The following is a 25,667-nucleotide window of genomic DNA, read 5'->3' on the forward strand; positions in this document are numbered from 1 at the left end:
GATTACTATGCCGATGTGTGAATTGTTTTTTTACTCACACTTCTATAGTAATTGCCGCTGCTCAAGCATTACCGGTATCGTGCTGCGATAACCCAGGCTTGAGCGAAGCTTACTAACATTTGAGTCCCTTCCCTCCGGCTTACCGGGTTGTCGTCAGCGATGTTTGACGATAGGCATACGCATGCCTGTAACTCTTGAGTAAGCAATGAGCACATTACTTTCTGCATTATCTGTCGGCTACGACAACAATTTCGGCCCTCTGCTGGTTGAGGTTTCCTTTAGCCTGAAAAAAGGCGATCGCATCGGTTTAATCGGCCACAATGGCTGCGGTAAAAGCACTCTGCTTAAAATCCTCAGTGGCGATCTGCCCGCCAGCGCCGGCAGCGTAACCCCTGCCCACCAGTGCCTGATGGCGCGGGTGGAACAGCACCTGCCCGAAGCTCTGCACGACTGCAGCCTGCTGGATGCGGTCATGGCGCGACTACCGGAAAACCAACGCGTCAGTGAAAGCTGGCAAGGCGAAGTGCTGCTAAGCAGCCTGGGCTTTGCGCCAACGTCATGGACACTGACTGCGGGCACACTGAGCGGCGGCCAGCATACGCGCTTGCTGTTGGCGCGCGCGTTGATTCGCCAACCCGACCTGCTGCTGCTGGATGAGCCGAGCAATCACCTGGACCTGCCAACCCTGCTGTGGCTGGAGCAGTTTCTGCAAAACTGGTCCGGCAGCTTCGTGCTGGTATCTCACGATCGGCATTTGCTGGATCAGGTCACCAACTGCACCTGGATCCTGCGCGATAAAACCCTGCAGTTTTTCCGCCTGCCCTGTACCGCCGCACGCAAGGCACTGGAGGAACAGGATGAAGCGGACGCACACCGCCGTCAGGCGGAGCAGAAAGAGATCGACCGGGTGGCGAAAAGTGCCCAGCGGCTGGCCGTGTGGGGTCGGGTTTACGATAACGAAGACCTGGCTCGCAAGGCCAAGCAAATGGAAAAACGCGTTGATCGGCTGAAAGAAGAGCAAACCACGTTGAGCGCAGGCAGCCAATGGCGGCTCAGGTTAAAGGGCGAGGCACTGGATGCCGATCGCCTGCTGGCCTTGCCGCAACTGGATGTGCGCCCGGCGGCGGAGGCTCCGGTTCTGTTCAGGCTTGCATCGTTGCGGGTTAAAAGCGGGGATCGCATCGCCATCGTCGGGCGTAACGGCTGCGGTAAATCTTCGTTGCTACATCATCTGTGGCGCGAATACCAAGACCCAAACCAACGGGAAGCCGTATTCCACCCGCGAGTCCGTATCGGCTATTACGATCAGAGCCTGCAGCAACTGCGTGACGAGGATACGCTGAGCGAGGCGTTGTCGCATTTCGCGCCGCTGACCGAGGAACAGCGGAAAATGGCGCTGATTGGTGCCGGGTTCCCTTACCTGCGTCATCAGCAACGCATCAGCACCCTGAGCGGCGGCGAGCGTTCGCGCCTGCTGTTTGTTGGGCTGACGCTGGCCAACTACTCTCTGTTATTGCTCGACGAGCCGACCAACCACCTGGATATGGAAGGCAAAGAAGAGCTGGCTGAGACCCTGCGGCAGTTTGAAGGCGCAGTGATGCTGGTCACCCACGACCGAATGCTGATCGAAAATAGCTGTAACCGCTTCTGGTTGATTGACCAGCAAAAGCTGGAAGAGTGGCAGGATCTGGAGCCGGTCTACCACCGATTGGCACAAGCGACGGAGGCCGCGCCAATGACCACCTCGTCCCTGCAGCCTGCCAGTCGCGAATTGCAGCATGCAGACGAGGAGCGACTGTTGGCCGCGCTGTTTGAACTGGAAAGCAAACTGCAAGAAGATCTGGCGCGTAAACCCAAGCATCAAAAAGTGCAGCTGCAGCAGCAATGGCGAAGTGAAATCGCGACCATTACCGCACAGTTAAATCTGGACTAACCTGTACAGGCCGCCTGCGGGCGGCCTTTTCCTTAGGGAGCGGATATGAATATTCATCTCAGGTTGGCAACCCGTGAGGAGCAACCCTTGCTGGCGGCGATGCTGCCCAACTATTTGCGGGAGCTGGCTGCGGATACTGACTATCCACACCTGGCTCGCTATTGGCATGAAAACGGCAGGTACCCGTATCTGATAGTAAACCAGGCACAACCGGTGGGATTTGCCTTGGTCAGAACGCTGCTGCCAGCTACCACTATGGAAATGGCGGAGTTTTATGTCGCCAAACCCTGGCGAAAATACGGCATAGGTAAAAGTGCCGTGCAGGCACTGTTTGCCCTGCATCCCGGTCGTTGGCAGCTGTCGGTGCTGGCAGACAATCCGGGCGGCCTCGCCTTTTGGCTGTCGGTGATACCACCGACGGCTTACCGGGCCTGGGTTGAAAAACCAGGGATCCGGCCTCACTGGGCGCTGTCATTTTCCGTCGGCAGCGCCCAGTGATAAGCACCAGAAACTAGATGCCGGGTTTAGGCTTAATCGGCTCCACGTGCCCTACTGCCCGCGATATGCTGGGATAAAGTGCGCGTAACTGGCGTTCGATGCTGTCTACCGCAGCATGCGCGGACACAATAGAGGCCGCCGGGGAAACCCGGCAATGAAAGTTAACGATAATGCCGTTCGCAGTTTTGCGTGCGCGTATGTTATGCACATCCTGCACCATTTCACCGTTCTCTACCGCCACATGCAGGATCTGACGAATGTGCGCCAGCTCTTCCGGTGCAACATCTTCACTGGCTATCCAGTGGTGCGTCTGCGGTTCAAGATGAGTTTCAATTTCAGTCTCCTCGCCAATCGCCTCACGCAGCAAGGTTTCAATCTCACTGGCGATATCGTGAGCCTGTGCCACGCTGGCGCTGGCAGGTACGGCCAGATCCAGACTGATCGACATGCGTTCCGGCAGCTGTTGCAGGGCCAAATTTTGCACCACCGCTCCGTGGTTGGCGGCGATCACCCGGATACGGGTCGCCATGTCTTCGTCGCTGCGGGTTTGCGGGTTGGCAATCACCGTGGCTTCGGCATTGGCATATTGCCGTTCCAGACGTTCGGCAATCGACTTTTTCAGCGCGTTGATACGCTCCAGCGGCAAGGTGCGACACACGGCGACGGTGACCTCAATGAACAACATGGCACCGGCGTTGCGGATGCGAATATTCTCGGTGGCCAGTATTGCGGGGAAACTCTGGAGCAAGGCATCGATTTCTTCCTTGGCACCGGCAGGCGCGGTATCCATCAGCGAATCGAATGAACGTTTCCCCAGTTTCACCGCCGCGACCACAATAAAACAGGCTACGATCAACGCCGCGATGGCGTCTGCACGGTTGAAGCCGAGCATGACGAACACCATGCCCAACAGCACCACGGCGGAAGCCAACATATCTGAGAAGAAATGCAGCGCATCGGCCTCCAACGCCGCACTGTCAGTGGCCTTTGCCACGCGATTCAGCGCCCTGACGCGGAAAAAATCGACCACAATCGAGATCAACAGCACCGCAATGACCACAGGGGCAGCGACAATTTCATGCGCCTCCCCAAGCAGGCTTTTGCCAGCCTCGTAAACAATCCAGCCGGCAGCCCCTAACAGCAACAGTACTTCAAACAGCGCGGCCAGATTTTCGACCTTGCCATGACCAAAATGATGGTCGTCATCAGCGGGTTTGTCGCTGATGCGCACCGCCAGCCAGGTAATACTGGTGGCAATAAAATCGGTGAAAGAGTGGATCCCTTCAGAAATAAGACCAATACTGCCGGTAAAAATGCCGGCAATAAATTTCCCGGTCGCCAATAGCCCGCTGGCTATCATCGAATTTCTGGCAACGGATTGTTTTTCATTTTGCATATTACGGCTCACATTCAAAGGGGCATTCATTTCTTTATTTTAGTCGAGTATTGCCAGGCAAAAGCAACCAGCAGCATACTACCCGAGAATGTCAGCATTAAACTAGACAGAAATTCTGATTTTCCGGTTGAATAAAAATAAATCTCATTCACACCCACGGCAATCATCAAAATGGCATAGAGCAGACCAAGAATAGAAATAATCATTATCGTTATACTCCACAAAGCCGCATCAGGCGGTCAGAGTTTAATCGCATCCTCCCCGTCGTAATAAAACACTTCGGGGAGGATGCATCCAGGCGGATCTTTAGCGTTCATTAATCATCCCATTTAGAGCTCATATAGGCGGCGAACAGGCCCAGTGAGCTGATGATGCTCAGGAATCCTACAAAGAAGATCATGTTTCCCATTATTTCGTCCTCGATTAATTATTGTCGATAAAAGCCTCTTTAATTAAAAAGTGGATAATCTCATTATTCATGAATATTTACGCACCTCCTGTTTGCTGAGAATTAATTTCCGCTCCGGCAACCACACGGAGCGGAAGCCCCTTTATATCCCCAGCACGTGCTGGGCGATTTTGAAGTAGATAATCAGCCCGGTACCATCAATAAAGGTGGCGATAAACGGCGCCGACACTACCGCCGGATCAATGCCCACACGCTTGAGCAGCATCGGGATAATGGATGAAACAATGGCGCTCCAAACGGTAATCGCCACCAGCGACAGGCTGACCACCATAGTAACGTCCATGCCCACGCCCATGATCCAGGCGCGCGCCCAGGCTGCGATGCCGATAGTAGCGGCTATCAGCAGCGAGGTGGACACCTCTTTGCGGATCACCGCGCCCAGGTTACGCAGGCTGACCTCTCCCAGCGCCATGGCACGTACCAACGTAGAAGTGATTTGAGTACCGCTGTTACCGCCGGTACCGATCAGCAACGGAATGAAGAATGCCAGTGCTATCGCCGCTTCCAGCTGTTCTTCAAAGGCCTTTAACACATTGCCGGTATAGGCTTCGGCGACAAACAGCATCAGTAACCACACCGAACGCTTGCGCCACAATGCCCAGGGGCTGGTTTCGAGATAAGGCTTGTCCAGCGGCAGGCTGGCGCCCTGGCGTTGCGCATCCTCGGTATTTTCGTCTTCAATCAGCCGGGCGATTTCTTTTTCGCCCAGCACGCCCACCAGCGTTTTATTCACCACCACCGGTACTACGTCCAGCCCGCCCTTACCCAATAAATGGGCAACGTCATTACGGTCGTCATCGGGAGAGACCTGGAAATAGCTGTGGTTGATCATCACGCCAACGGGTTTATCATCGTCTTCGCACTGCAATAATTTTTTTACCGACAGCGTACCGCGCAGATGATAATCATCAGCAGTGACAAACAGCTGAGCGGGAATTTCATCTGTTTTTAACTGAGAAAGAAAATATTCCTTGGCTTTGTTGACCGTCATATTGCCGGGAACGGTAATAAAATCGGCGTTCATATAGCTCGCAATCGAAGACTCGTCTTGAGTTTCAGCACGGGCCAGCGCCGGGGAGAGGTAATTTTGATGTGACTTCATTATGTTAGTCCCTATTTCTGTTTAAACTTCAACAGCGAATCGCATAGGGGCGTTAACCACAGAGGGAGTGCAGAAAGCCTATCTCCGCGTCCAGGTTTTAGCACTATACAACGTATCTGATGTGTTAATCAGAAGTTACTTTGGGCTGAACCTTAATCCGATAAAGCCTGTCTTAACCTTGGGCATCTCTCGATGTCGTCAGATCAGTAACCTGTGTTTGTATAGGAGCCTCGCCAAACGAGATACTGCATATAAACTACGGGGGGCAGTATAGGCAGGGTTTTTAATCGATGGGCAAAAATCTGACTTGCCGTTGATGAAACATTTAGAAAAAACATTTTCGGTAAAAATAATAAAATGTGGGACGGAACAATCCTAACCCACATTATTTACCGTCAATGCGCGAGGATATACACGTTTTTGTCGTACAACGGCCCCTGGCGGGTAAAGTCGATGCCTTTCACATAGGGTTTGACCAGCGTGGCGTTAGCCTCGTAGTACACCGGGGCCACCGGCGTATCCACCGCCAACACATCTTCTGCCTGCTGGAAGGCCTGCTGCACCTGTTCCGGGCTTTGCGCCGCGGTAGCCTGGTGCAGTAGCCGATCGTAATGCTCATTGGCATATTTGGCCGAGTTCTCGCTGCTGGTAGAGCGGAATACATTCAGGAAAGTGGAAGGATCGTTGTAATCCGCCAACCAACGGCTGAACGCCGCACTGTATTGACCGTTGTTGATATTGTCCAATACCACCTTGCGCTCCTGATTTTGCAAAGTGACCTCTGCTCCCAGGTTCTTTTTCCACATCGCGCTAGCGGCGATCACTATTTTCTTGATGGTGGCGTCGTTGCTGTACAGCAGAGTGAAACGTAACGGATGCTGCGCGTTAAAACCGGCTTCCGCCAGCAGCTTTTTCGCTTGGGCAATGCGTTGCTCTTGCGACCACCCCGCCGCCACGCCAGGCTGTAAGGTAAAGCCACCGGCGCCGGTTGGGGTAAAGGTCCAGGCCGGCTGTTGACCATAGCCCAAGACCTTGCCGGCAATCACCTGTTTATCCAGCGCCAGATTCAGCGCCTGACGCACACGCACGTCGTTAAAGGGCGGCTGCCGGTTATTAAAGGCAAAGTAGCTGGTCGACAGCAGCGGATAAGTCACCAGTTGCTCATCGCCCAGGTTTTTTTTCAACTGTTGATATAACTCTGGCGGTGCGCTGTAACCCAGTTCGATCTCACCGGCGCGAAAACGCGCCACTTCCGGGAACCCTTGCAGCGGCAGGAATGTCACCTTATTGAGCACCGTGTGGGCGTTATCCCAATACTGGGTATTTCGCTCTAGGACCACTTTTTCATTCACCACCCACTGCGCCAGTTTGAAAGCTCCGTTACCGACGAAGTTTTGCGGTTGGGTCCAGTTTTTGCCGTATTGCTCCACCACTTTCCGATTTACCGGCAGCACCGGAAAATGCACCAGCTGTTTAAGCAAATAGGAGTTAGGTTCAGCCAGCGTCACCTGCAGGGTATGGGCATCCAACGCTTTCACGCCCAGTTCGCTCGGCGGTTTGCCACCGGCGTTAATTTCCGCCGCATTCAATACATAGGCCGACGCCAGATAGCTGCCGTAGGGTGAAGCGGTTTTGGGATCGGTCAAGCGCCGCCAGCTAAAGACGAAGTCATCGGCGGTCACCGGATCGCCATTTGACCATTTCGCTTCTGGCCGCAGATGGAAGGTCCAGACAGTCCCCTTAGTTTCCCACTTGGTGGCCAATGCGGGGATCACCTCGCCATTTTTTCCCACCCGCAGCAGCCCTTCAAACAGGTCATTGAAGATATAAAATTCCACGTTGCTTTCCGCCAGGTTCGGATCCAGCGTAGCCGGCTCGTAACCATTGGCCCGCACCAGCTCCTGTTTGGCGGCCAGTTGAACGCCCGCAGGCACCTCGGCGGCCTGCACCGCCACGCCAGCCTGCAAAGACAAGATGATTAGACCAGCCAATCCCTTAAGCTTGAATGAATATGTCACGTCGTTATCCCTTATTGGTGTTTTGTCGACGCCTATATTCATCGAAGCAGTTGAATAAATTAAATCATTAAACGCTATGACTCATAACCAAAATAACTGGAGTGAAACAACATGAATTTCTTTCATTATCAAACTCCTACTCGCCATCCTGATGAGTCTGTTTTTCACCAGGACTGAAGCAATGTTAACGGCTACCCGGCCAACACTTAATGGCGATGGTTGAATGCATTAAACGGCGTCACTCGTGGTTCTGAGGGCAGTTGCACCGACCGCGGAGATGACAGGCCAAACAGCGGGGTTATTGGTTTCATTTCACTGCCAATCGATTAACGCATTATAAATACTGATGAATTAGCGAATAAAAGAATCAATAATACTCAAGCTTAATTTTTCCTTAAGACAAGATAATTAGTGAGCAATTTATAAAAATAAATTAATACGAATCGTTTTCACTATCATTATTAATGTTCTTATATACAATCAGGGCTGCCCGGCATTCGTCAGGCCTTATTCATTCGCTTTTCTTCTCTGCACTCTCTCAATAAAAAGGATGACTGTATGAAGCTGCGTTTCACTTCTCTCGGCCCCATTGCCCTGTTGGCGTCGTCCATGATGCTGGCGTTTTCCGCCAATGCCGCATCTCAGGATGAAGGTATCGTTATTTATAACGCCCAGCATGAAAACCTGGTGAAATCCTGGGTGGACGGTTTTACCAAAGACACCGGCATTAAAGTGACCCTGCGTAATGGCGGCGACAGTGAGTTGGGTAATCAACTGGTGCAAGAAGGGAGTGCATCCCCCGCCGACGTTTTTCTGACGGAAAACTCCCCGGCGATGGTGTTGGTGGATAACGCCAAACTGTTTGCGCCCCTGGACGCCACTACCCTGGCCCAGGTTGAACCGCAGTACCGTCCACAGCATGGCCGTTGGATAGGCATTGCTGCCCGCTCAACGGTATTCGTCTACAACCCGGCTAAGTTGACCGAAGCGCAATTGCCGAAATCACTGCTGGATCTGGCCAAGCCGGAATGGAAAGGCCGCTGGGCAGCCTCACCTTCAGGTGCGGATTTCCAGGCGATCGTCAGCGCCTTGCTGGAGCTAAAAGGCGAGAAAGCCACCCTGGAATGGCTGAAAGCGATGAAAACCAACTTCACCGCTTACAAAGGCAACAGCACCGTGATGAAAGCGGTGAATGCCGGCCAAATCGACAGCGGTGTCATCTATCACTATTATCCCTTTGTCGACGGTGCCAAGACCGGCGAGAACAGTAAAAATATCAAGCTCTACTACTTCAAACACCAGGATCCAGGTGCTTTTGTCAGCATCTCCGGTGGCGGCGTGTTGGCCTCAAGCAAACACCAGCAGCAGGCTCAGGCGTTCGTGAAGTGGATCACCGGTAAAAACGGCCAGGAGATCCTGCGTACCAACAATGCGTTCGAATATGCCGTGGGCGTTAACGCAGCCTCCAACCCGAAACTGGTACCGCTGAAAGAGCTGGACGCGCCTAAAGTTGACGCCTCCGCGCTGAACGGCAAAAAAGTCGTCGAATTGATGACCGAAGCCGGTTTGTTGTAAGCCAGTCTTGTCCGTAAAGAGAGCTTTTAACCCTATGTCGAATATAGGTTTCAACGCTGCCGGTGCAGCGCCACGTTACGCTTCAGCCCGACGCCATCAGCGGCCGGGGTTGTTTATCGTGGCGGTCGCCATTTTACTCTCCCTGCTGGCACTGTTGCCGTTGGGGTTTGTCATTAGCGTGGCGTTTGAAACCGGTTGGCCGACGGTGAAAGCTCTGGTTTTTCGCCCCCGGGTGGCCGAACTGCTGCTTAATACTCTGTTGCTGGTGGTCTTCACACTGCCTATTTGTGCCGTTCTTGGGGTGGCATTGGCCTGGTTGACCGAGCGTACCACCTTGCCCGGACGGCGTATCTGGTCACTGTTAGCAACCGCACCGCTGGCGGTGCCCGCCTTTGTGCAAAGCTACGCCTGGATAAGCCTGGTACCTTCGATGCATGGCTTGGGCGCAGGGGTCTTTATTTCGGTCATTGCCTACTTCCCGTTTATTTACTTGCCGGCGGCCGCAGTACTGCGCCGGCTTGATCCCGGTATTGAAGACGTCGCCACTTCGCTGGGCACCCGCCCGCTGGCGGTGTTTTTCCGCGTGGTATTGCCTCAGCTGAAATTGGCGATTTGGGGCGGTTCACTGTTGATCGCTTTGCATTTGCTGGCGGAATACGGCCTGTATGCGATGATCCGCTTTGATACCTTCACCACCGCCATTTTCGATCAGTTCCAGTCCACTTTTAACGGCCCGGCGGCCAATATGCTGGCCGGGGTACTGGTGCTTTGCTGCCTGGTGCTGTTGCTGCTGGAAGCCGGCAGTCGAGGCCGAGCGCGCTATGCTCGCGTCGGTTCCGGCAGCGCCCGCAGCCAGAACGCTTACCGTCTTGGGCCTGCCGCTACCCTGTTCGGCCTGCTACTGCCCTTGGTGCTCACCGCGCTGGCGCTGGGGGTGCCCTTTATCACGCTGGCCCGCTGGCTGACCTTGGGTGGATTTGAGGTCTGGCGCAATGCCGAACTGCTGCCAGCCCTGCTGCAAACGCTGTCACTGGCGGCCAGCGGAGCGCTGTTGATCACCTTATGCGCCATCCCAATGGCCTGGCTTTCGGTACGCTATCCGGCACGACTGTATCGGATTTTGGAAGGCTGCAATTATGTCACCAGCTCGCTGCCCGGTATCGTCGTGGCGTTGGCGTTGGTCACCATCACCATTCACAGCTTCCGCCCAATTTATCAAACCGAAATTACCCTGCTGCTGGCCTATTTACTGATGTTTATGCCGCGAGCCTTGATCAACCTGCGTGCCGGCATCGCTCAGGCACCGGTAGAGTTGGAAAATGTGGCGCGCAGCCTCGGCCGATCCCCGGCGCAGGCGCTGTGGAGTACCACGCTGCGACTGGCGGCTCCCGGCGCGGCCGCCGGTGCGGCACTGGTGTTTCTGGCCATCTCGAACGAATTGACTGCCACCCTGCTGCTGGCCCCCAACGGCACCCGCACGTTAGCTACCGCTTTCTGGGCGCTGACCAGCGAGATCGACTATGTGGCGGCGGCCCCTTACGCGCTGATTATGGTGGTGTTATCACTGCCACTGACCTGGCTTCTTTATTCTCAATCCAAACGCACGGCGGGATTATGAGCACGCTTGAACTACAAGGCATCGGCAAGTCCTATAACGCGATCAAGGTGCTGGAGCATGTTGATTTGCAGGTGGCCCCAGGCAGCCGCACCGCGATTGTCGGCCCTTCCGGCTCGGGGAAAACCACCCTGCTGCGCATCATCGCCGGCTTCGAAATACCGGACAGCGGTCGGGTGATGTTGCAGGGCCATTCGATGGACAATGGCAGCGGCTGGGTGCCGGCGCACCTGCGGGGCATTGGTTTTGTCCCGCAAGATGGCGCGCTGTTTCCGCACTTCACCGTGGCCGGCAATATCGGTTTTGGCCTGAAGGGCAGCAAGCGCGACAAGCAGCTGCGTATAGATGCGCTGATGGACATGGTGGCGCTGGATCGTCGCCTGGGTGCACTGTGGCCCCACGAACTTTCTGGCGGGCAACAGCAACGCGTGGCGTTGGCCCGGGCACTCTCCCAGCAGCCGAAATTGATGTTGCTGGATGAACCCTTCTCCGCGCTGGATACCGGCTTGCGTGCCGCGACCCGCAAAGCGGTGGCAGAGCTGCTGGCCGAAGCCAAAGTGGCGTCTATTTTGGTGACCCACGATCAGACTGAAGCGTTGTCGTTTGCCGATCAGGTAGCGGTGATGCGCAATGGCCGTCTGGCACAGGTTGGGCCGCCGCAGGATCTTTATCTACGACCGGTCGACGAACCCACCGCCACATTTTTAGGTGAGACGCTGGTGCTCTCCGCCGATCTGGAACAGGGTTGGGCCCAGTGCGCGTTGGGGCGGATTGCCGTGGACGACTGTAGACGCCGTGGGCCTGCCCGCATCATGCTGCGGCCGGAGCAAATCCAAATCAGTCAGTCCGAGTCGCAACACTCCAGCCAGGCGGTAGTGACCCACATCGATTTCGCCGGTTTTGTCTCCACCCTGAATTTGCGTATGGCCAACAACGACGCCACGATTGAACTTAAAACCGTCAGCCGCGAAGGCCTTCGCGCCGGTACCCTGGTCAATCTGAATATCATCGGTCAGGCACATATTTTTGCCGGGTAATGCCTCCCACTCAGTCAAACCGGTGCCTGCAGAACAGGCATCGGTATCCCCCGAACCTGGCCTTCGCGTTGCAGTACTCTGGCGTCTCACTCAACTCGCTCAACGATAAAACCTATCGCAGCCATCGTTGAGTAAAAACCCTTTCATCAACTACGATTAGTTTGTGACCGGTGCAAGCATTCACCCGTCCGGAGATAACCCACAGAGGATTATCATAATTATTCATGCTGCTTAAAGCCGCCCTTCTTTGATGCGGCTAAGAAAGGTTAATTATGTCACGTACTACCCCCCTCGAACGCTACCGCAATATCGGCATCTCGGCGCATATCGATGCCGGCAAAACCACCACCACCGAGCGGATTCTGTTTTACACCGGGGTCAGTCACAAGCTGGGCGAAGTGCACGACGGCGCCGCCACCATGGACTGGATGGCGCAGGAGCAGGAACGCGGCATTACCATTACTTCGGCGGCGACGACCTGTTTCTGGAACGGCATGCAGCATAATTATCCGCAGCACCGCATCAATATTATCGACACCCCCGGGCACGTAGACTTTACCATTGAGGTCGAACGTTCGATGCGCGTGCTCGATGGCGCGGTCATGGTCTACGACTCGGTGGGTGGCGTACAGCCACAGTCGGAAACCGTCTGGCGCCAGGCCAATAAATACAAGGTGCCGCGGCTGGCGTTCGTCAACAAAATGGACCGCGTGGGCGCTGACTTTTTCCGCGTGCGCAAAATGATGATCGAGCGCCTTAAGGCCAATCCGGTACCGATCGTCATACCCATTGGTGCCGAAGACCACTTCACCGGCGTGGTGGACTTGGTGACCATGAAAGCAATCCTGTGGGACGAAGCAACCCAGGGGATGAGTTTCAGCTTTGAAGAGATCCCGGCGGAACTGCGTGAATCGGCACAGGAATGGCGGGATAAAATGGTCGAAGCTGCCGCCGAAGGCTCGGAGGAGCTGATGGACAAGTACCTTAATCAGGTACCGCTAAGCGAAGAAGAGATCGTTCGCGGCCTGCGCCTGCGCACCGTGGCCGGCGAAATTCAGCCGATGCTGTGCGGTTCCGCATTCCGCAACAAAGGGGTGCAACGCATGCTGGACGCGGTGATTGAGCTGATGCCCTCGCCGCTTGACGTTCCACCGATGGAAGGCCACGACGAGCGCGACAATATCGTGATCCGCCGCGCGTCTGACGATGAAAAGTTCTCGGCGCTGGCATTCAAGCTGATGACCGATCCCTTCGTCGGCCAATTGACCTTTGTGCGAGTTTATTCCGGCGTATTGGCCAAAGGCAGCAGCGTATACAACCCGGTGAAGGGGAAGAAAGAACGTATTGGCCGCATCGTGCAAATGCACGCCAACGATCGTAAAGATGTCGAAGAGCTGCACACCGGTGACATCGCCGCCTGCGTGGGGCTAAAAGATGTTACCACCGGCGACACCCTGTGCGATCCCAACGCGATTATCACGCTGGAGAAAATGGTGTTCCCGGAACCGGTCATCGCTCAGGCGATTGAGCCGAAAACCAAAGCCGATCAGGAGAAGATGGGCATCGCGCTGCAACGCCTTTCCTCAGAGGATCCGTCATTTCGCGTGCGTACCGACGAAGAGTCGGGCCAGACCATTATTTACGGCATGGGCGAACTGCATTTGGAAATTATCGTCGACCGCATGCGGCGTGAATTTGGCGTGGCGACCACCACCGGCAAACCGCAGGTGTCCTACCGCGAAACTATCCGCAAGCGCGTGACCGACGTGGAAGGCAAGTTCGTGCGCCAGTCCGGCGGTAAAGGCCAGTACGGCCACGTGGTATTGACGGTGGAACCCAATGAGCCGGGCAAGGGCTTTGAATTTTTCGATGAAATCAAAGGCGGCGTGATCCCGGGCGAATTTATCCCGGCGGTGAGAAAAGGCGTGCTGGAAGCCTTGAATAACGGCGTGCTGGCTGGCTATCAGGTGGTCGATGTCAAAGTGCACCTGACCTTTGGCTCTTACCACGACGTCGACTCCTCGGAGCAGGCGTTCCGTATGGCGGCCATCTTCGGTTTTAAAGAGGCCTGCCGTCAGGCGGATCCGGTGATCCTCGAACCCATTATGTCGGTAGAGGTAGAAACGCCCGAAGATTACGCCGGCAGCGTGATGGGCGATCTGTCGTCACGGCGCGGACTGGTGCAAGGGATGGAAGATATTCCGGGCGGCGGCGGCAAGGAGATTCATGCCAAGGTGCCGCTGTCGGAGATGTTTGGCTATTCCACCACCTTGCGCTCGATGTCGCAGGGGCGCGCCACCTACACCATGGAGTTCAGCCACTACGCCGAAGCCCCGCGCAATGTGGCCGAAGAGATCATTCACCACAGCAAAAAGTAAACTTACCGCCTGCCGCGCTCTGCGGCAGGCATTACTCCTTGGCCCCAATACTGACCACCACCGGCTGTGGCTTAATCCGCATCGCAGACACCACTCCCACGATCAGGCAGGCAATACCGCCCAACGTCAGCAGCGGTGGCCAGGCCTGGCGCAGCATAAAGGTGTAAGCCAACCCCGCCAGAATTTCGAAGACGATCAGCGGCCCGACCAACACCGTCGGCAGGCGCTGACTCGCCTCATTCCAGCACAATGCGCCAATCCACGAACACAACATGCCAATGGCAATCATCAACGGGACAAATACTTCAGGCCTGGGTCCGAAAGGCAATGCAAACTCCGGCTGGGTAAAAGCCAATTGACCGCAAACCACCACGTAACCGATCAGTGCCAGCGGCAGCGTCACCAGCCCCTGAGCCGTTGCCCAGGTCGCGGACCTTTGCCCCGGGTTCTCCCGCAGCCAGCGGGCATTACGCAATGGGAACCAGGTCCAGCACGCCACCGCCAACACCGCCAGACCCAAGCCGCTGGTATAACGCCAGACGTCAACCGGGGCCGTATTGCCCTGCAGTTCGGCAACGTTGACCAATGCCAGACCGCAGGCAATCAGCACCAGCGCCGGTGTCAGTTTACGCCAGGAAAGTCGGCCATCGTGCTGGCTGTAAAACAGGTTGGCGGTCACCGAAATGACCACCGGCAGCGTACCGATAATCATGGTAGAAACCGGCGCGCCAGTACGTTGAATGGCACTCGCCAGGCACAGGTAATACAGCAGGTTGCCAATCGCCGTTAGCTTTAACGCCTCCAGCCAATCGTGACGATGTAACTTTTTCAAACGATGACGATCAAACCACGCCAACGGCAAGGCAATCAGCCCAAAGGCCAGATAACGCCCGGTCGACTGCAACGCCGCCGGGTATTCAGGGATTAACACCGGGCCGACAAAAATCAGCCCCCACATCAGCCCGGCAGACAAGGCAAATAACACGCCGACAAACATAATGACTCCATCAACAACCGGGTACAGCAATGCGAACCCGTGATTAAATACTTAGAGTCAGCCTAACGAGCTCGGGCGGGAAAATATTGTAGCAGGTTGCTGTTTTAGCGGTTGGTGACCTGTTTCTGGTAGCGCACTGGCGTGACACCGTAACGATTGGCAAAGGCGCGCGTCAAATGCGCCTGATCGGTCAACCCCGCCGCTGCCGCCACCTGGGCCGCGGGCATACCGCGCCCCAGCATCAGTTTGGCCTGTGACAGACGGATCGCCATCAGCATCTGTTGGGGGGATACGTGATATTGGGCTTTGAATTTACGCAGGAAATGATATGGGCTGAGCGAAACCAGCGCCGCTAACTGCTCCAGCGTAATGACAGAGGCAAAGTTATCGTGCAGGTAGCTTTTGACGATATCAAAACGGTGCGCCGCCTCTGCCTTCAACGGACGTGCCGCCTGAATGTGTGGGCGGAAAATGGCAATGACCTGCATCAGCAAGTCGTCGATGGTCAAGGGATCTTTGGCTTGCCACAGCGCGGCCAGGGTGGCGGACAATCGCTGCGCCGCCAATGGATCCTCGCGTACCGCTTCGGTAAACCAGAACCCCTGCTCACCCGACAGCAATTCCAGCGTGTCCGGCTCCAGATACAGCATCCGGTAATTCCAGCCGCCGGCGGTTTCCGCCTCGCCGGTGTGCAACTCGTCCGGGTTCATCAATACCAACGAACCCGGCGCCGCCAAATGTTGCGCGCCACGGTAGCGGAAACGTTCAGCGCCAAAATCGACGGTGCCAATGGCGAATGCATTGTGCGTGTGCGGCTCAAAAACATAGCGCTCTATATGGGCGTGATAAAGCTCAACGCCCGACACCTGCGGCAAATGCCGAAACTGCGCGCTGTCTTTTTCAAAGGGAAACTGTTGTGGAACACCCTGCACCTTGCCACCCTGCTTCTATTTCGCTGGTGCCGATATGATAGTCAACGCGGCAGGTTTTGAGTAGTGCGTAACGCGGTTCTCTGGACGCTGGTACTCATTCAGCGTAGGGTATTTTACTCAGCGCCCGGCGTCAGCAAGCCGGCACCGGCGTCTTGATTATCCCGCCGCAGAACGGGAAACCCGTTTTTAACCCCTTGAAAGTAAGAGGCAACAATGTATCCAGATACTCAACTCTATATCGACGGACAATGGCGTAACGCAGTCGCCGGCAAAACCACGCCGGTCACCAACCCCGCGACCGATGAGGTGATTGGCAGCGTGGCGCATGCCGCCGCAGCCGATCTTGATCTGGCACTGGACGCAACCGAACGCGGTTTTAAAGTCTGGCGCGACACCTCCGCCTATCAGCGTGCAAACCTGATGCGCAAGGCCGCAGCATTGTTGCGTGAGCGCGCCGAGAAGATCGCCGCCATCATGAGTCAGGAACAAGGCAAACCAGTGGCGCAGGCCAAGGTTGAAATTCTTAATTCGGCGGATGTGATCGACTGGTTTGCCGGCGAAGCCAGCCGCACCTACGGCCAGATTATCCCGTCCCGCAGTCGCGATGTGCAGCAGCAAACCCTCAAGCTGCCGGTTGGGCCGGTTGCCGCCTTCACCCCGTGGAACTTCCCGATTAATCAGATCGTACGCAAACTGTCCGCCGCGCTGGCAGCAGGCTGTTCGATCATCGTCAAAGGCCCAGAAGAAACTCCGGCCTCACCGGCGGAGCTGATCAGAGCCTTTGCCGACGCAGGCGTGCCGGCTGGCGTTATCGCGCTGGTATACGGGACTCCGGCGGAGATCTCCGAGTACCTGATCCCGCATCCGACCATTCGCAAAATCTCGTTCACCGGCTCCACCCGCGTGGGTAAACATTTGGCGGCACTGGCCGGCCAGCACATGAAAAAAGCCACCATGGAGCTGGGTGGCCACGCGCCGGTGTTGATTTTTGACGATGCCGATCTGGACGCTGCCGCCAAAGAGCTGGCGTTGGCCAAATTCCGCAACGCCGGCCAGGTCTGCATCGCCCCGACCCGTTTCCTGATCCAGCAAGGCGTTTATGAAGCCTTCGTTGAGAAATTCACCGCTGCGGTGCGTGATATCAAGCTGGGCAATGGTCTGGAGGAAGGCGTCACCATGGGCCCGATGGTTCTGCAACGCAGCGTAGAAGCCATTGATGCCTTTGTGAAGGATGCGATTGCCCAGGGTGCTAAAGCCACGACCGGCGGTCACCGGGTGGCGGGCGTCGGCAATTTCTTTGAACCGACGGTATTACGTGACGTGCCGTTGAGTGCGCGCGCGCGATGTCTGAAGAACCTTTTGGTCCGGTAGCCCTGCTGCGTCCGTTCACCACTTATGAGGAAGCCATTGCCGAGGCTAACCGCCTGCCATACGGTCTGGCGGCTTACGCCTACAGCCGCAGCATCGCCACGGTGACGGCGCTGGGACGCGATGTGGAAAGCGGCATGCTCAGCATCAACCATATCGGTTTTGGCCTGCCGGAAACGCCGTTTGGTGGGGTGAAAGACTCCGGCCACGGTACCGAAGGCGGCAGCGAAGCGATCGAATCCTATCTGGAAACCCGCTTCGTCACCGTCGCCGGCCGTTAAGCCATTCAGGCCGGTACATATGCCCCGTATCATTCATACGGGGCATTTTTTATCAGCCAACCTTGTCGAACAACACCCGCGCCGCCGGGGTCAAGCCCAGCATGTGAATGCAGGCATGCACCATGCCCGGCAGCCGCTCGCAACGCACCGCTACGCCCGCCTCCTGTAACCGCTTGGCATAAAGCTCGGCTTCATCACGCAACGGATCGTATTCGCAGCTGAGAATGGTCGCCGGGGGTAACCGCTGTAACCTTGGGGCATGCAGTGGCTCTGCGTAAGGATCCTGCGGCTTGTCCGCTTCGCCCAGATAGGTGTTCCAACAAAACGCCATCACTTCCCGCGTCAAATAATACCCTTGCGCGTACTCCTCATAGCTTGCGGTATCCATAGCACGACTCAATGCCGGATACAGCAACAGCTGATGCTCAATCTGCGGCCCCTTGCGGTCTCGGGCCAATAACGCCACCGCCGCGGCCAGGTTGCCGCCTGCGCTGTCGCCGCCTACCGCCATGCGGGCAACGTCAACGCCCCACTCATCGGCCCTTTCCACCATGCCGCACAGGGCCTGATACACGTCCTCAAGCGGCCGTGGATAGGGATACTCAGGCGCCAACCGGTAATCAACCGACAGGATCACTCGCCCGGTGGCATTGGCCAGTGCCTGACAAGGCCGGTCATACAGCGCCAGCGATCCCAGACACCAGCCGCCACCGTGGGCATACAGCATCGCAGGCAAAGGTTCACCCGGCGTCGCTCCTCCCGGCGTATAGGCACGAATGGCGATAGCCTGCCCGTCGTCAGCTGTCACCCAACCATCACGGACGCCACCACTGGCTTCAGCTTCACCCTGCAGCGCCAACAAGCCGGCCTGGGCGACCTCCCGCATCTCACTGAGCGATGCAGGCGCTGGTGCCTGCGCAGCCTCCGACAGAAAACGAGCGATCTGAGGATCAAGCGGCATGGTTCTGGCTCCCTGACAGGAAGGGGATCACCAACGCGATAAATTCCTCGTGACACTCTTCGGTGATGAAATGGCCACAGCCGGCCACGGTTTCTCCTCGCAGATCCACCGCGTTGTCACGCAGCGTGACGAATGGCGCCTCGCCAGTAGCATGTTCTGCACCAATGGTCATCACCGGCATGGTTAGCCGAGTTTCTGCCCGCCGCTGGTTTTGGCGGATGGTTTCCGGAATGGCGCGGTAGTAGTCAAAACCGGCGCGCAGGCTTCCCGGTGCTGAATAGGCGGCAATATAGGTTTCTGCCGCCACCCGATCCCGACGATAGGACCAGCGGTTAAAGATATAGCTGAGATACTCCCTCTCACGGCCCAGCGTCAACGTCTCCGGCAGATCCGCCAGTTGGTTGAACATGAAGTGCCACAGGAAAATATTTTGATCTGCCGGGACAAAAATCGGTGGTGCCGGTGCCAGGCCGGGAATAACCGCTTCCGTCAGCACCAGCCCCGTCACCGCCTGCGGAAAGTCGCTCGCCATTGCATAGCCAACCCACATGCCGATGTCATGGCCGATCAGTTGGTAACGTTCATGCCCCAGTTGCAGCATGGTCTGGTGCAGCGTCGCGGCAACGCTGCCGGTGTCATACCCCCCGATCGGCTTGTCCGAATCGCCGATGCCCGGCGGGTCTACCGCTATCGCTTTAAAACCGGCCGCCGCCAGCGCTTGCATGACATGACGCCAGGTAAACCAGGTCTGCGGCCAGCCAGGGATAAGCAATACCGGCTGCCCTTCGCCCAGCGTGACGCAGTGGATGCGGTTACCCTTTACCCGCGTATAGACGTGTTCCGGCTCAGGTCCATTGGTCATGGACCCGTTATTTTGCAGTGTCATTGATGTTCTCCGTCGTGGAATTGCGGGCTCAGCGCAGGCCGAGCAAGGTATTGATTTGCTGTTGATCAACCGGCGCACCGGCGAAGTCATCAAACACCTTGTCGGTCACGTTGATGATGTGATCACGAATAAAGGCGGCACCTTCGCGAGCCCCATCCTGTGGATGCTTCAGGCAGCATTCCCACTCCAGCGTGGCCCAACCGTCGTAACCATGCTGCGTCAGCCGGGAGAAGATGCCCTTGAAATCCACCTGACCGTCGCCCAATGAGCGGAAACGTCCGGCGCGCTCGGTCCATGACTGATAACCGCCGTAAATGCCCTGCCGCCCGGTCGGATTGAATTCGGCATCCTTGACGTGGAACATGCGAATGAAATCCTTATAAATATCGATGTAATCCAGATAGTTCAGCTGTTGCAGCACGAAGTGGCTCGGATCGAACAGTATTTGGCAGCGCGGGTGTCCGCCAACACGCTGATGGAACATTTCAAAGGTCACGCCGTCGTGCAGGTCTTCACTGGGGTGGATTTCATAACACAGGTTCACCCCCTGTTCATCGCAGGCGTTGAGCACCGGCAGCCAGCGTTTGGCCAACTCATCGAACGCGGTTTCAATAAGCCCCGCCGGGCGCTGCGGGAACGGGAATAGATAAGGCCAGGCCAGCGAACCGGAAAAGGTGCCCATTTCGGTCAGGCCCAGTCGCGCTGAGGCTTTGGCCGCCAGCAGCAGTTGCTGGTGCGCCCACTCGCTGCGCGCCTGCGGGTTGCCATGCAATGCCGGTGGCGCAAAGCTGTCGCACAATGCGTCATAAGCCGGATGCACCGCCATCAGCTGACCGAAAATGTGGGTGGTCAGTTCGCTGACTACCAGTCCCTGCTCCGCAAGCATGCCGATCAGTTCGTCGCAATAAGTCTGGCTTTCCGCCGCGGTGGCCAGATCAAACAGTCGGCTGTCCCAGGCGGGGATCTGCAGGGCTTTAAAACCGGTTTCTGCCGCCCATTGAGCGATAGCCGGCAAGCTGTTGAATGGGGCTGCGTCGTCACTGAATTGGGCGAGATGCAGGCTTGGACCTTTCAGGGTTTTCATCGTAAACTCCTATTGTTTGTCGATTGACAAACAATAGGCTCAAATGAATCTCTCAGCAAGCGAATTTTAAAAACTCGTTGGTATTACAATAGATTTAAGCGATCCTGTTTCGCTGAGGGACAGGCAACCAGGAATTGATTAATGGCAGGCAGACCGCGCGAATTCGACCGTGAGCAGGCGTTACTGAAAGCACGAGATTTATTTTGGCGTCAGGGGTACGAGGGCACCTCGATGTCGGATTTGGTGACCGAACTGGGCATCGCTTCCGCCCGTATCTACAAGGCGTTCGGCTCGAAAGAGTTGCTGTTTCGTGAAGCCATCGAAAGTTACGAAAGTCATGAAGGCGGATTTGCCGATCGCGCATTCAGTGAAGAAAGCAGCGTGCGCCTGGCGATAAAACGCATGCTGGACGATGCAGTGGCGCTCTACAGCCGCGCAGACCTGCCGCAAGGGTGTATGGTGGTTTCCTCTGCCGCCAGCGTCAGCGACGAAAACAGCGGGATCAAAGCCTGGCTGGCGGAACATCGTCGGCTTCGCACCCAAGGCATTATTGATCGTCTGCACGCCGCCGTCGCCAGCGGTGAACTGCCGCCCGGTACCGATGCCGATGCTCTTGGCGACTATTTTGCCGCCTTCCTGCACGGGTTGTCGATTCAGGCGCGCGATGGCGTCAGCCGGGCAAGATTGGAAGCGGCGGTCAAAATTGCGCTCGCCACGTTGGATTGATCACTCCGGCAAATCAAAAATCACCAGGGTGCCCTGGCTGCCCGCCAACACCCGATGCGGCACGCCAGCGGCGGCCTGATACAGTTGCCCGGCGTTAACCGTGATTTCCTCACCCTGCACTTCAAGCCGCAGTTGCCCGGCGATCACCAGCAATCCTTCATGATAATCGTGGACCTCTTCGGCAATCTCACGCTGATCCATCAGCAACACTTTGATATTGGCCGCGCCTACCTTCCCAAGTACGCTGGAACGCCATGCCTGCGGCAAATCGGCGGCCAGCGCGGTAAGATCGAATAATGACATAAGCCCTTCATCAGCAAGCAGCGCCCTTCGCTGCCACGGCAATTTACTCCCTCGCGCTTCGACGGCTAAATAACCTTTGCTTTTAACCTATAGCCAGACGGATCAAACCGGCACCCGACGGCTGATCTCCACCACCTGATCGCTGGGCAAATAATAATAATCCGTCACGTGCATGCCGTTGCGCACCATCAGCGCAAAAATATTGCGCTGCCAGGCCGGTAATCGGTCACGGGTTTCACGGCGCACCACGCTTTCATGACCCAGGTAATAAGTAGCATCGTCAAAGTTCAGCCCGGTTTTCTGCGCCTCCGCATGCTGTAATAAACGCGGAATATTGGGCCGTTCCATAAAGCCATAGCTGGCTACCGCGCACCAGAAACCCGGCGACTGTTGCCGCATCACCAAACGTTCGGCATTTGCCACCCGCGGTTCGTTAACAATCATGATGTGCAGCGCCAGCACATTGGCGTGCAGCGAACCGTTGCGTTTAACCTGCCATCTCATCACCGGCGGCGTACCATTTAACGTTCGGGTCAGAAAAATGGCCGTGCCTGGCACCCTTGGGATGTTACGTTCTTCAAGATGCGCCAGAAAATCCGCCAGCGGCAGGTTCTTTTCCCCCAGCGTGCGAGAGGCCGCCAGCACCCCGCGGTGCCAGATTAACATCACGCCATAGACCAGCGTGGCCATCAGCAATGGGACATAACCGCCCTGCATGACTTTGCTGAGGTTAGCCAACAGGAAGCTGAGATCGACGATAAAAAAGCCGCCGGCAACCAACAGGCTGGCGAGCGTTCCCCAACGCCATACTTCGCGCATGGCCACAAACAAAAGCCCGGTGGTCATGATCATGGTGAGAGAAACCGCAATGCCGTAAGCCGCGGCCAGATTGTCGGAAGACTTGAAAAATACCGTCAGAAAAACCGTCACCGCCATCAGCAACCAGTTGATGGCACCGATATAGATTTGCCCGTAGCTCTCCTCAGTGGTCTGTTTCACCCGCAAACGCGGCAACCAACCCAGTTGGATTGCCTGACGGGTCATGGAAAAGGCGCCGCTGATGATCGCCTGACTGGCGATAATGGTGGCCAAGGTCGCCAGGATCACCAGAGGGATCTGCAGCATCGGCGGGCACAGGCGGAAAAAGATGTTTTGGGTGACATCGGCGCCGGAGAGGATCAACGCGGCCTGGCCGGCGTAGTTCAGCAGCAGGCTGGGGAAGACGATACCAAACCAGGCCAGCCAAATCGGCTTTTTGCCAAAGTGCCCCATGTCGGCATACAGCGCCTCTGCGCCGGTGACGCAGAGAAACACCCCACCCAACACTAAAAAGCTGGTCAGCCCGTTGGAAAACAGAAAGTGGATGCCGTACAGCGGATTCAATGCCATCAGCACCGCCGGATGCTGAACGATGCCCCAAATACCCAGCACCGCGATAGAGAAAAACCACAGCGCCATGATAGGCCCAAAGACTTTACCGATACGCGCGGTCCCTAAGGGCTGAATGGCAAACAAGCTCACCAGGATCAGCACCGCCGCAGGCAAAATATAGGGTTTCGACTCGGGCAGTACGATGTTCAGCCCTTCCAACGCCGACAGCACCGAAATCGCCGGGGTAATGGCCCCGTCGCCGTAGATCAGCGCCGCACCGAACAGGCCGGCAAACAGCACCATCGGCCGGGCCTTTTTCTTGCTGACCAGTAACGACATCAACGCCATAATGCCGCCTTCACCGCGGTTATCGATGCGCATGGCAAACATGGCGTATTTCAGCGAGGTGACGATCACCAGCGTCCAGAAAATCAGCGACAGCAGGCCCAGGATCACCGGCGCCGACGGCGCATCCCCCGAGAGATAGAGCACGGTTTTCAGGGTGTATAACGGGCTGGTGCCGATATCACCAAACACCACCCCCAGTGCGCCGCCGGCCAACAGCGGCATGCTTATTTTCGGCGTCTGTTCCTGTTCATTCCCTGTGCTCATCGAAGTTTCCTGAATAAGCCATTACGATTTATTCAGGATAGTCAATTCAGGCGGTTAGCGCGTGCCGATATTGGGTGAGAACCTTCAGTTCCCCGCCTCTTTCAGCAGCCAGCGCTGCAAGTTCAACCCTTCTGGTGACAGTTCATTGTCTTGCCGCACGCACAGGTAGTAATCGCGCCCATCGTCAATCGCCAGCTCAAACAACTTAACCAGCTCGCCGCTGTTGAGATAGGGTTCGATCAGGGGTTCACGCATCAGCGCGCAGCCCAGGCCCGCCTGCACCGCCGCCAACGTTAGCAGACCGTCTTCAAACATCGGGCCGGTACTGCGCAGCGGTCGTTTGACACCGGCTGACTGAAACCACTGCATCCAGGTAGCGCGCTCTTCGTCGTGCAGCAACGGCAAAGGTACAAGTTGCTCCGGCGTGTCCAACAGCCCGTGCAGCTTGATAAAGCTGCGGCTGCATACCGGCACCATTTTGCCGGACATCAGTTTTTCACTGCGATAGCCGCTCCATTGCCCCGCACCAAAGCGGATCGAGATATCTGCGGCATCGCTGAGGTAATTGCGATGATTGGCATACACCACGTTGATATCTATCTCGGGATTTTCGCGCAGAAAGCCGCGCAGTCGCGGAATGAACCAGCCCATGCCGAACAACGGGATCAGGCTGATGGTGACCTGCCGGGAAGCCGACTGCTCGCGCACCTGCTCGGTTGCCTGACGCAATACGTTAAATGCCGAGCGGATAGAACGGTAATAGTCCCGTCCTTCGCTGCGCAATATTAACCGGCGTCCCTGGCGTTCGGTCAGCGGCATTTGCAGAAAGGCCTCCAGCGTTTTGAGCTGATGGCTCACCGCCGAAGGCGATATTTCCAGTTCAAGCGCCGCGGCGCTGATGCTCCCCAAACGCGCGATAGCCTCAAATGCCCGCACGGCGCGCAGCGGTGGATCATTGGGTAACGACGCATTGTATTGTTCTGTTTTTTTCATATGTTGACTATTTTGCTGAAAAATCGCCGATGATTAAAAATTAATATACAAATAAATCAAACAATTAAAAACACACATTTTCTGTATAAGAAATTATTTTTCCGTATTTTACAATTTTTTTTAATTCTCTACTGTGAGCTTCCTGAATCATTATTTTTCGGGACTCCTTCCTATGGATACGCTGGTACAGCAGACCGTCAACGGACTGATGCTTGGCAGCATTTATGCATTGATTGCCCTGGGTTACACCATGGTGTACGGCATTCTGCGCATCATCAATTTTGCCCACGGCGATGTGCTGATGGTCGGCGCGCTGAGCGCGTTGTCCGCCATCGGTGTGTTACAACATCATTTCCCGACGCTATCACCTTACGTCACGCTGTTGCTGGCGGCGCTGATCGCCATGGCAGTCTGCTCGCTGGTATCGATGAGTATTGAGCGTCTGGCCTATCGCCGTCTGCGCAATGCCCCGCGCCTGGCGCCGCTGATCAGCGGGATTGGCGTTTCTCTGCTGCTGCAAACGCTGGCGATGCTGATCTGGTCACGCAATCCCTTAATGTTCCCGCAACTGTTGCCCATGGAGCCCATCGCCCTGACGTCTGGCAGCGCCAACCACGCGCCGGCAGTGATCACCGGTACCGGTATTGCCACGCTGGCTATCGCGCTGCTGGTGATGGCCGGGCTGCTGCTATTGGTCGAACACTCGCGCTTTGGCCGCGCCATGCGCGCCACGGCGGAAAACCCGCAGGTTGCCGGCCTGATGGGCATAGACCCCAACCGCATCATCGTTCTGACGTTCGCCCTCGGCGGTGCTTTAGCGGCCGTGGCGGGCATCATGATGGCCAGCAACTACGGCAATGCCGGTTTCTCCATGGGGTTCCTGCCGGGCATCAAAGCCTTCACCGCCGCCGTATTGGGCGGTATCGGCAACCTGCGCGGCGCCATGCTCGGCGGCCTGTTGCTGGGGTTGTTCGAGTCGCTGGGCACCGGTTATCTCGGCGAACTGACCGGGGGCACCTTCGGCAGTAATTATCAGGACGTTTTCGCCTTCCTGATATTGATCGCCGTATTGGTATTTCGCCCATCCGGCCTGCTGGGCGAACGCGTCGCCACCCGCGCCTGAGGATACAAG

21 protein-coding genes, 1 pseudogene and 1 riboswitch are annotated in these 25,667 nt (G+C 56.4%); of the genes and pseudogenes, 9 read left to right on the top strand and 13 right to left on the bottom strand.

Features of this window, described 5'->3' with window-relative positions; translation table 11 throughout:
* Window positions 1–205 precede the first annotated feature (205 nt).
* Together M495_RS12335 and M495_RS12340 are read left to right on the top strand one after the other, a co-directional pair.
* Window positions 206–1,933 (top strand): ABC-F family ATP-binding cassette domain-containing protein, encoded by a 1,728-nt coding sequence (locus M495_RS12335; RefSeq protein ID WP_020826997.1) that lies wholly within the window; start codon window positions 206–208, stop codon window positions 1,931–1,933.
* A 45-nt stretch (window positions 1,934–1,978) separates the two neighbouring features.
* A complete protein-coding gene (locus M495_RS12340) occupies window positions 1,979–2,431 on the top strand; it encodes a GNAT family N-acetyltransferase (protein WP_144079314.1) in 453 nt (150 codons plus the stop codon).
* Window positions 2,432–2,444: 13 nt separating this feature from the next.
* Here the strand turns inward: M495_RS12340 and M495_RS12345 are convergent, their stop codons facing one another.
* The 5 genes from M495_RS12345 to M495_RS12360 all read right to left on the bottom strand — a co-directional run bounded on the left by M495_RS12345 (window position 2,445) and on the right by M495_RS12360 (window position 7,458).
* Window positions 2,445–3,827: a cation diffusion facilitator family transporter gene (locus M495_RS12345; protein WP_041415406.1), complete on the bottom strand. Its 1,383-nt coding sequence runs from the start codon at window positions 3,825–3,827 to the stop codon at window positions 2,445–2,447.
* 26 nt (window positions 3,828–3,853) lie between these two features.
* Window positions 3,854–4,033 carry a hypothetical protein gene (locus tag M495_RS12350; RefSeq protein WP_020827000.1) on the bottom strand — a complete coding sequence of 60 codons (180 nt, stop codon included), beginning with the start codon at window positions 4,031–4,033 and terminating at the stop codon, window positions 3,854–3,856.
* Between the two features lie 110 nt (window positions 4,034–4,143).
* Entirely contained in the window at window positions 4,144–4,236 is a 93-nt protein-coding gene (gene mgtS, locus M495_RS25570; protein ID WP_020827001.1) for a protein MgtS, read from the bottom strand.
* Between the two features lie 142 nt (window positions 4,237–4,378).
* Window positions 4,379–5,401, bottom strand: a complete 1,023-nt coding sequence (locus M495_RS12355; protein WP_081667701.1) for a magnesium transporter — start codon at window positions 5,399–5,401, stop codon at window positions 4,379–4,381.
* Window positions 5,402–5,473: 72 nt separating this feature from the next.
* Window positions 5,474–5,647, bottom strand: a riboswitch (M-box (ykoK) riboswitch).
* A 146-nt stretch (window positions 5,648–5,793) separates the two neighbouring features.
* Window positions 5,794–7,458 (bottom strand): ABC transporter substrate-binding protein, encoded by a 1,665-nt coding sequence (locus tag M495_RS12360; RefSeq protein WP_051150513.1) that lies wholly within the window; start codon window positions 7,456–7,458, stop codon window positions 5,794–5,796.
* A 516-nt stretch (window positions 7,459–7,974) separates the two neighbouring features.
* Between M495_RS12360 and M495_RS12365 the strand changes: the two genes are divergently transcribed.
* From M495_RS12365 to fusA, 4 genes are all read left to right on the top strand, one after another.
* Window positions 7,975–8,991, top strand: coding sequence for an iron ABC transporter substrate-binding protein (locus M495_RS12365; protein ID WP_020827004.1), 1,017 nt, complete (start codon window positions 7,975–7,977; stop codon window positions 8,989–8,991).
* Window positions 8,992–9,025: 34 nt separating this feature from the next.
* Window positions 9,026–10,609 carry an ABC transporter permease gene (locus tag M495_RS12370; RefSeq protein ID WP_020827005.1) on the top strand — a complete coding sequence of 528 codons (1,584 nt, stop codon included), beginning with the start codon at window positions 9,026–9,028 and terminating at the stop codon, window positions 10,607–10,609.
* On the top strand, window positions 10,606–11,643 hold the full coding sequence (locus M495_RS12375) for an ABC transporter ATP-binding protein (protein WP_020827006.1): 1,038 nt from the start codon (window positions 10,606–10,608) through the stop codon (window positions 11,641–11,643). The genes M495_RS12370 and M495_RS12375 overlap by 4 nt, the downstream gene beginning before the upstream one ends.
* Before the next feature lie 272 nt (window positions 11,644–11,915).
* Window positions 11,916–14,021: an elongation factor G gene (fusA, locus tag M495_RS12380; protein ID WP_020827007.1), complete on the top strand. Its 2,106-nt coding sequence runs from the start codon at window positions 11,916–11,918 to the stop codon at window positions 14,019–14,021.
* 31 nt (window positions 14,022–14,052) lie between these two features.
* Here the strand turns inward: fusA and M495_RS12385 are convergent, their stop codons facing one another.
* Both M495_RS12385 and M495_RS12390 read right to left on the bottom strand, forming a co-directional pair.
* Complete coding sequence (locus M495_RS12385) at window positions 14,053–15,018, bottom strand: DMT family transporter (protein ID WP_020827008.1); 966 nt, start codon at window positions 15,016–15,018, stop codon at window positions 14,053–14,055.
* Window positions 15,019–15,122: 104 nt separating this feature from the next.
* On the bottom strand, window positions 15,123–15,950 hold the full coding sequence (locus M495_RS12390) for an AraC family transcriptional regulator (RefSeq protein WP_020827009.1): 828 nt from the start codon (window positions 15,948–15,950) through the stop codon (window positions 15,123–15,125).
* Between the two features lie 213 nt (window positions 15,951–16,163).
* On the opposite strand from M495_RS12390, the pseudogene M495_RS12395 reads away from it, so the two are divergent.
* Window positions 16,164–17,599, top strand: a pseudogene (locus M495_RS12395) (NAD-dependent succinate-semialdehyde dehydrogenase).
* A 52-nt stretch (window positions 17,600–17,651) separates the two neighbouring features.
* On the opposite strand, the gene M495_RS12400 reads toward M495_RS12395, so the two are convergent.
* From M495_RS12400 to M495_RS12410, 3 genes are read right to left on the bottom strand one after another with little or no spacing between them, the layout of a single operon-like run.
* Window positions 17,652–18,560: an alpha/beta hydrolase gene (locus tag M495_RS12400; RefSeq protein WP_020827011.1), complete on the bottom strand. Its 909-nt coding sequence runs from the start codon at window positions 18,558–18,560 to the stop codon at window positions 17,652–17,654.
* Window positions 18,550–19,446, bottom strand: coding sequence for an alpha/beta fold hydrolase (locus M495_RS12405; protein ID WP_020827012.1), 897 nt, complete (start codon window positions 19,444–19,446; stop codon window positions 18,550–18,552). The genes M495_RS12400 and M495_RS12405 overlap by 11 nt, the downstream gene beginning before the upstream one ends.
* 28 nt (window positions 19,447–19,474) lie before the next feature.
* Window positions 19,475–20,530 (bottom strand): sugar phosphate isomerase/epimerase family protein, encoded by a 1,056-nt coding sequence (locus M495_RS12410; protein ID WP_020827013.1) that lies wholly within the window; start codon window positions 20,528–20,530, stop codon window positions 19,475–19,477.
* Between the two features lie 141 nt (window positions 20,531–20,671).
* Between M495_RS12410 and M495_RS12415 the strand changes: the two genes are divergently transcribed.
* Complete coding sequence (locus tag M495_RS12415; protein WP_020827014.1) at window positions 20,672–21,256, top strand: TetR/AcrR family transcriptional regulator; 585 nt, start codon at window positions 20,672–20,674, stop codon at window positions 21,254–21,256.
* On the opposite strand, the gene M495_RS12420 is transcribed toward M495_RS12415, so the two are convergent.
* The 3 genes from M495_RS12420 to M495_RS12430 all read right to left on the bottom strand — a co-directional run bounded on the left by M495_RS12420 (window position 21,257) and on the right by M495_RS12430 (window position 24,535).
* The gene (locus tag M495_RS12420) at window positions 21,257–21,559 is read right to left on the bottom strand and encodes a cupin domain-containing protein (protein WP_020827015.1); all 303 of its coding nucleotides are present in this window, start codon (window positions 21,557–21,559) and stop codon (window positions 21,257–21,259) included.
* 102 nt (window positions 21,560–21,661) lie between these two features.
* Window positions 21,662–23,542 carry a potassium transporter Kup gene (locus M495_RS12425; protein ID WP_020827016.1) on the bottom strand — a complete coding sequence of 627 codons (1,881 nt, stop codon included), beginning with the start codon at window positions 23,540–23,542 and terminating at the stop codon, window positions 21,662–21,664.
* Between the two features lie 84 nt (window positions 23,543–23,626).
* Window positions 23,627–24,535, bottom strand: a complete 909-nt coding sequence (locus M495_RS12430; RefSeq protein WP_020827017.1) for a LysR substrate-binding domain-containing protein — start codon at window positions 24,533–24,535, stop codon at window positions 23,627–23,629.
* 172 nt (window positions 24,536–24,707) lie between these two features.
* On the opposite strand from M495_RS12430, the gene M495_RS12435 reads away from it, so the two are divergent.
* Window positions 24,708–25,658, top strand: coding sequence for a branched-chain amino acid ABC transporter permease (locus tag M495_RS12435; RefSeq protein WP_020827018.1), 951 nt, complete (start codon window positions 24,708–24,710; stop codon window positions 25,656–25,658).
* Window positions 25,659–25,667 lie beyond the last annotated feature (9 nt).

It is taken from the genome of Serratia liquefaciens ATCC 27592, assembly GCF_000422085.1.
Taxonomy (GTDB): Bacteria; Pseudomonadota; Gammaproteobacteria; order Enterobacterales; family Enterobacteriaceae; genus Serratia; species Serratia liquefaciens.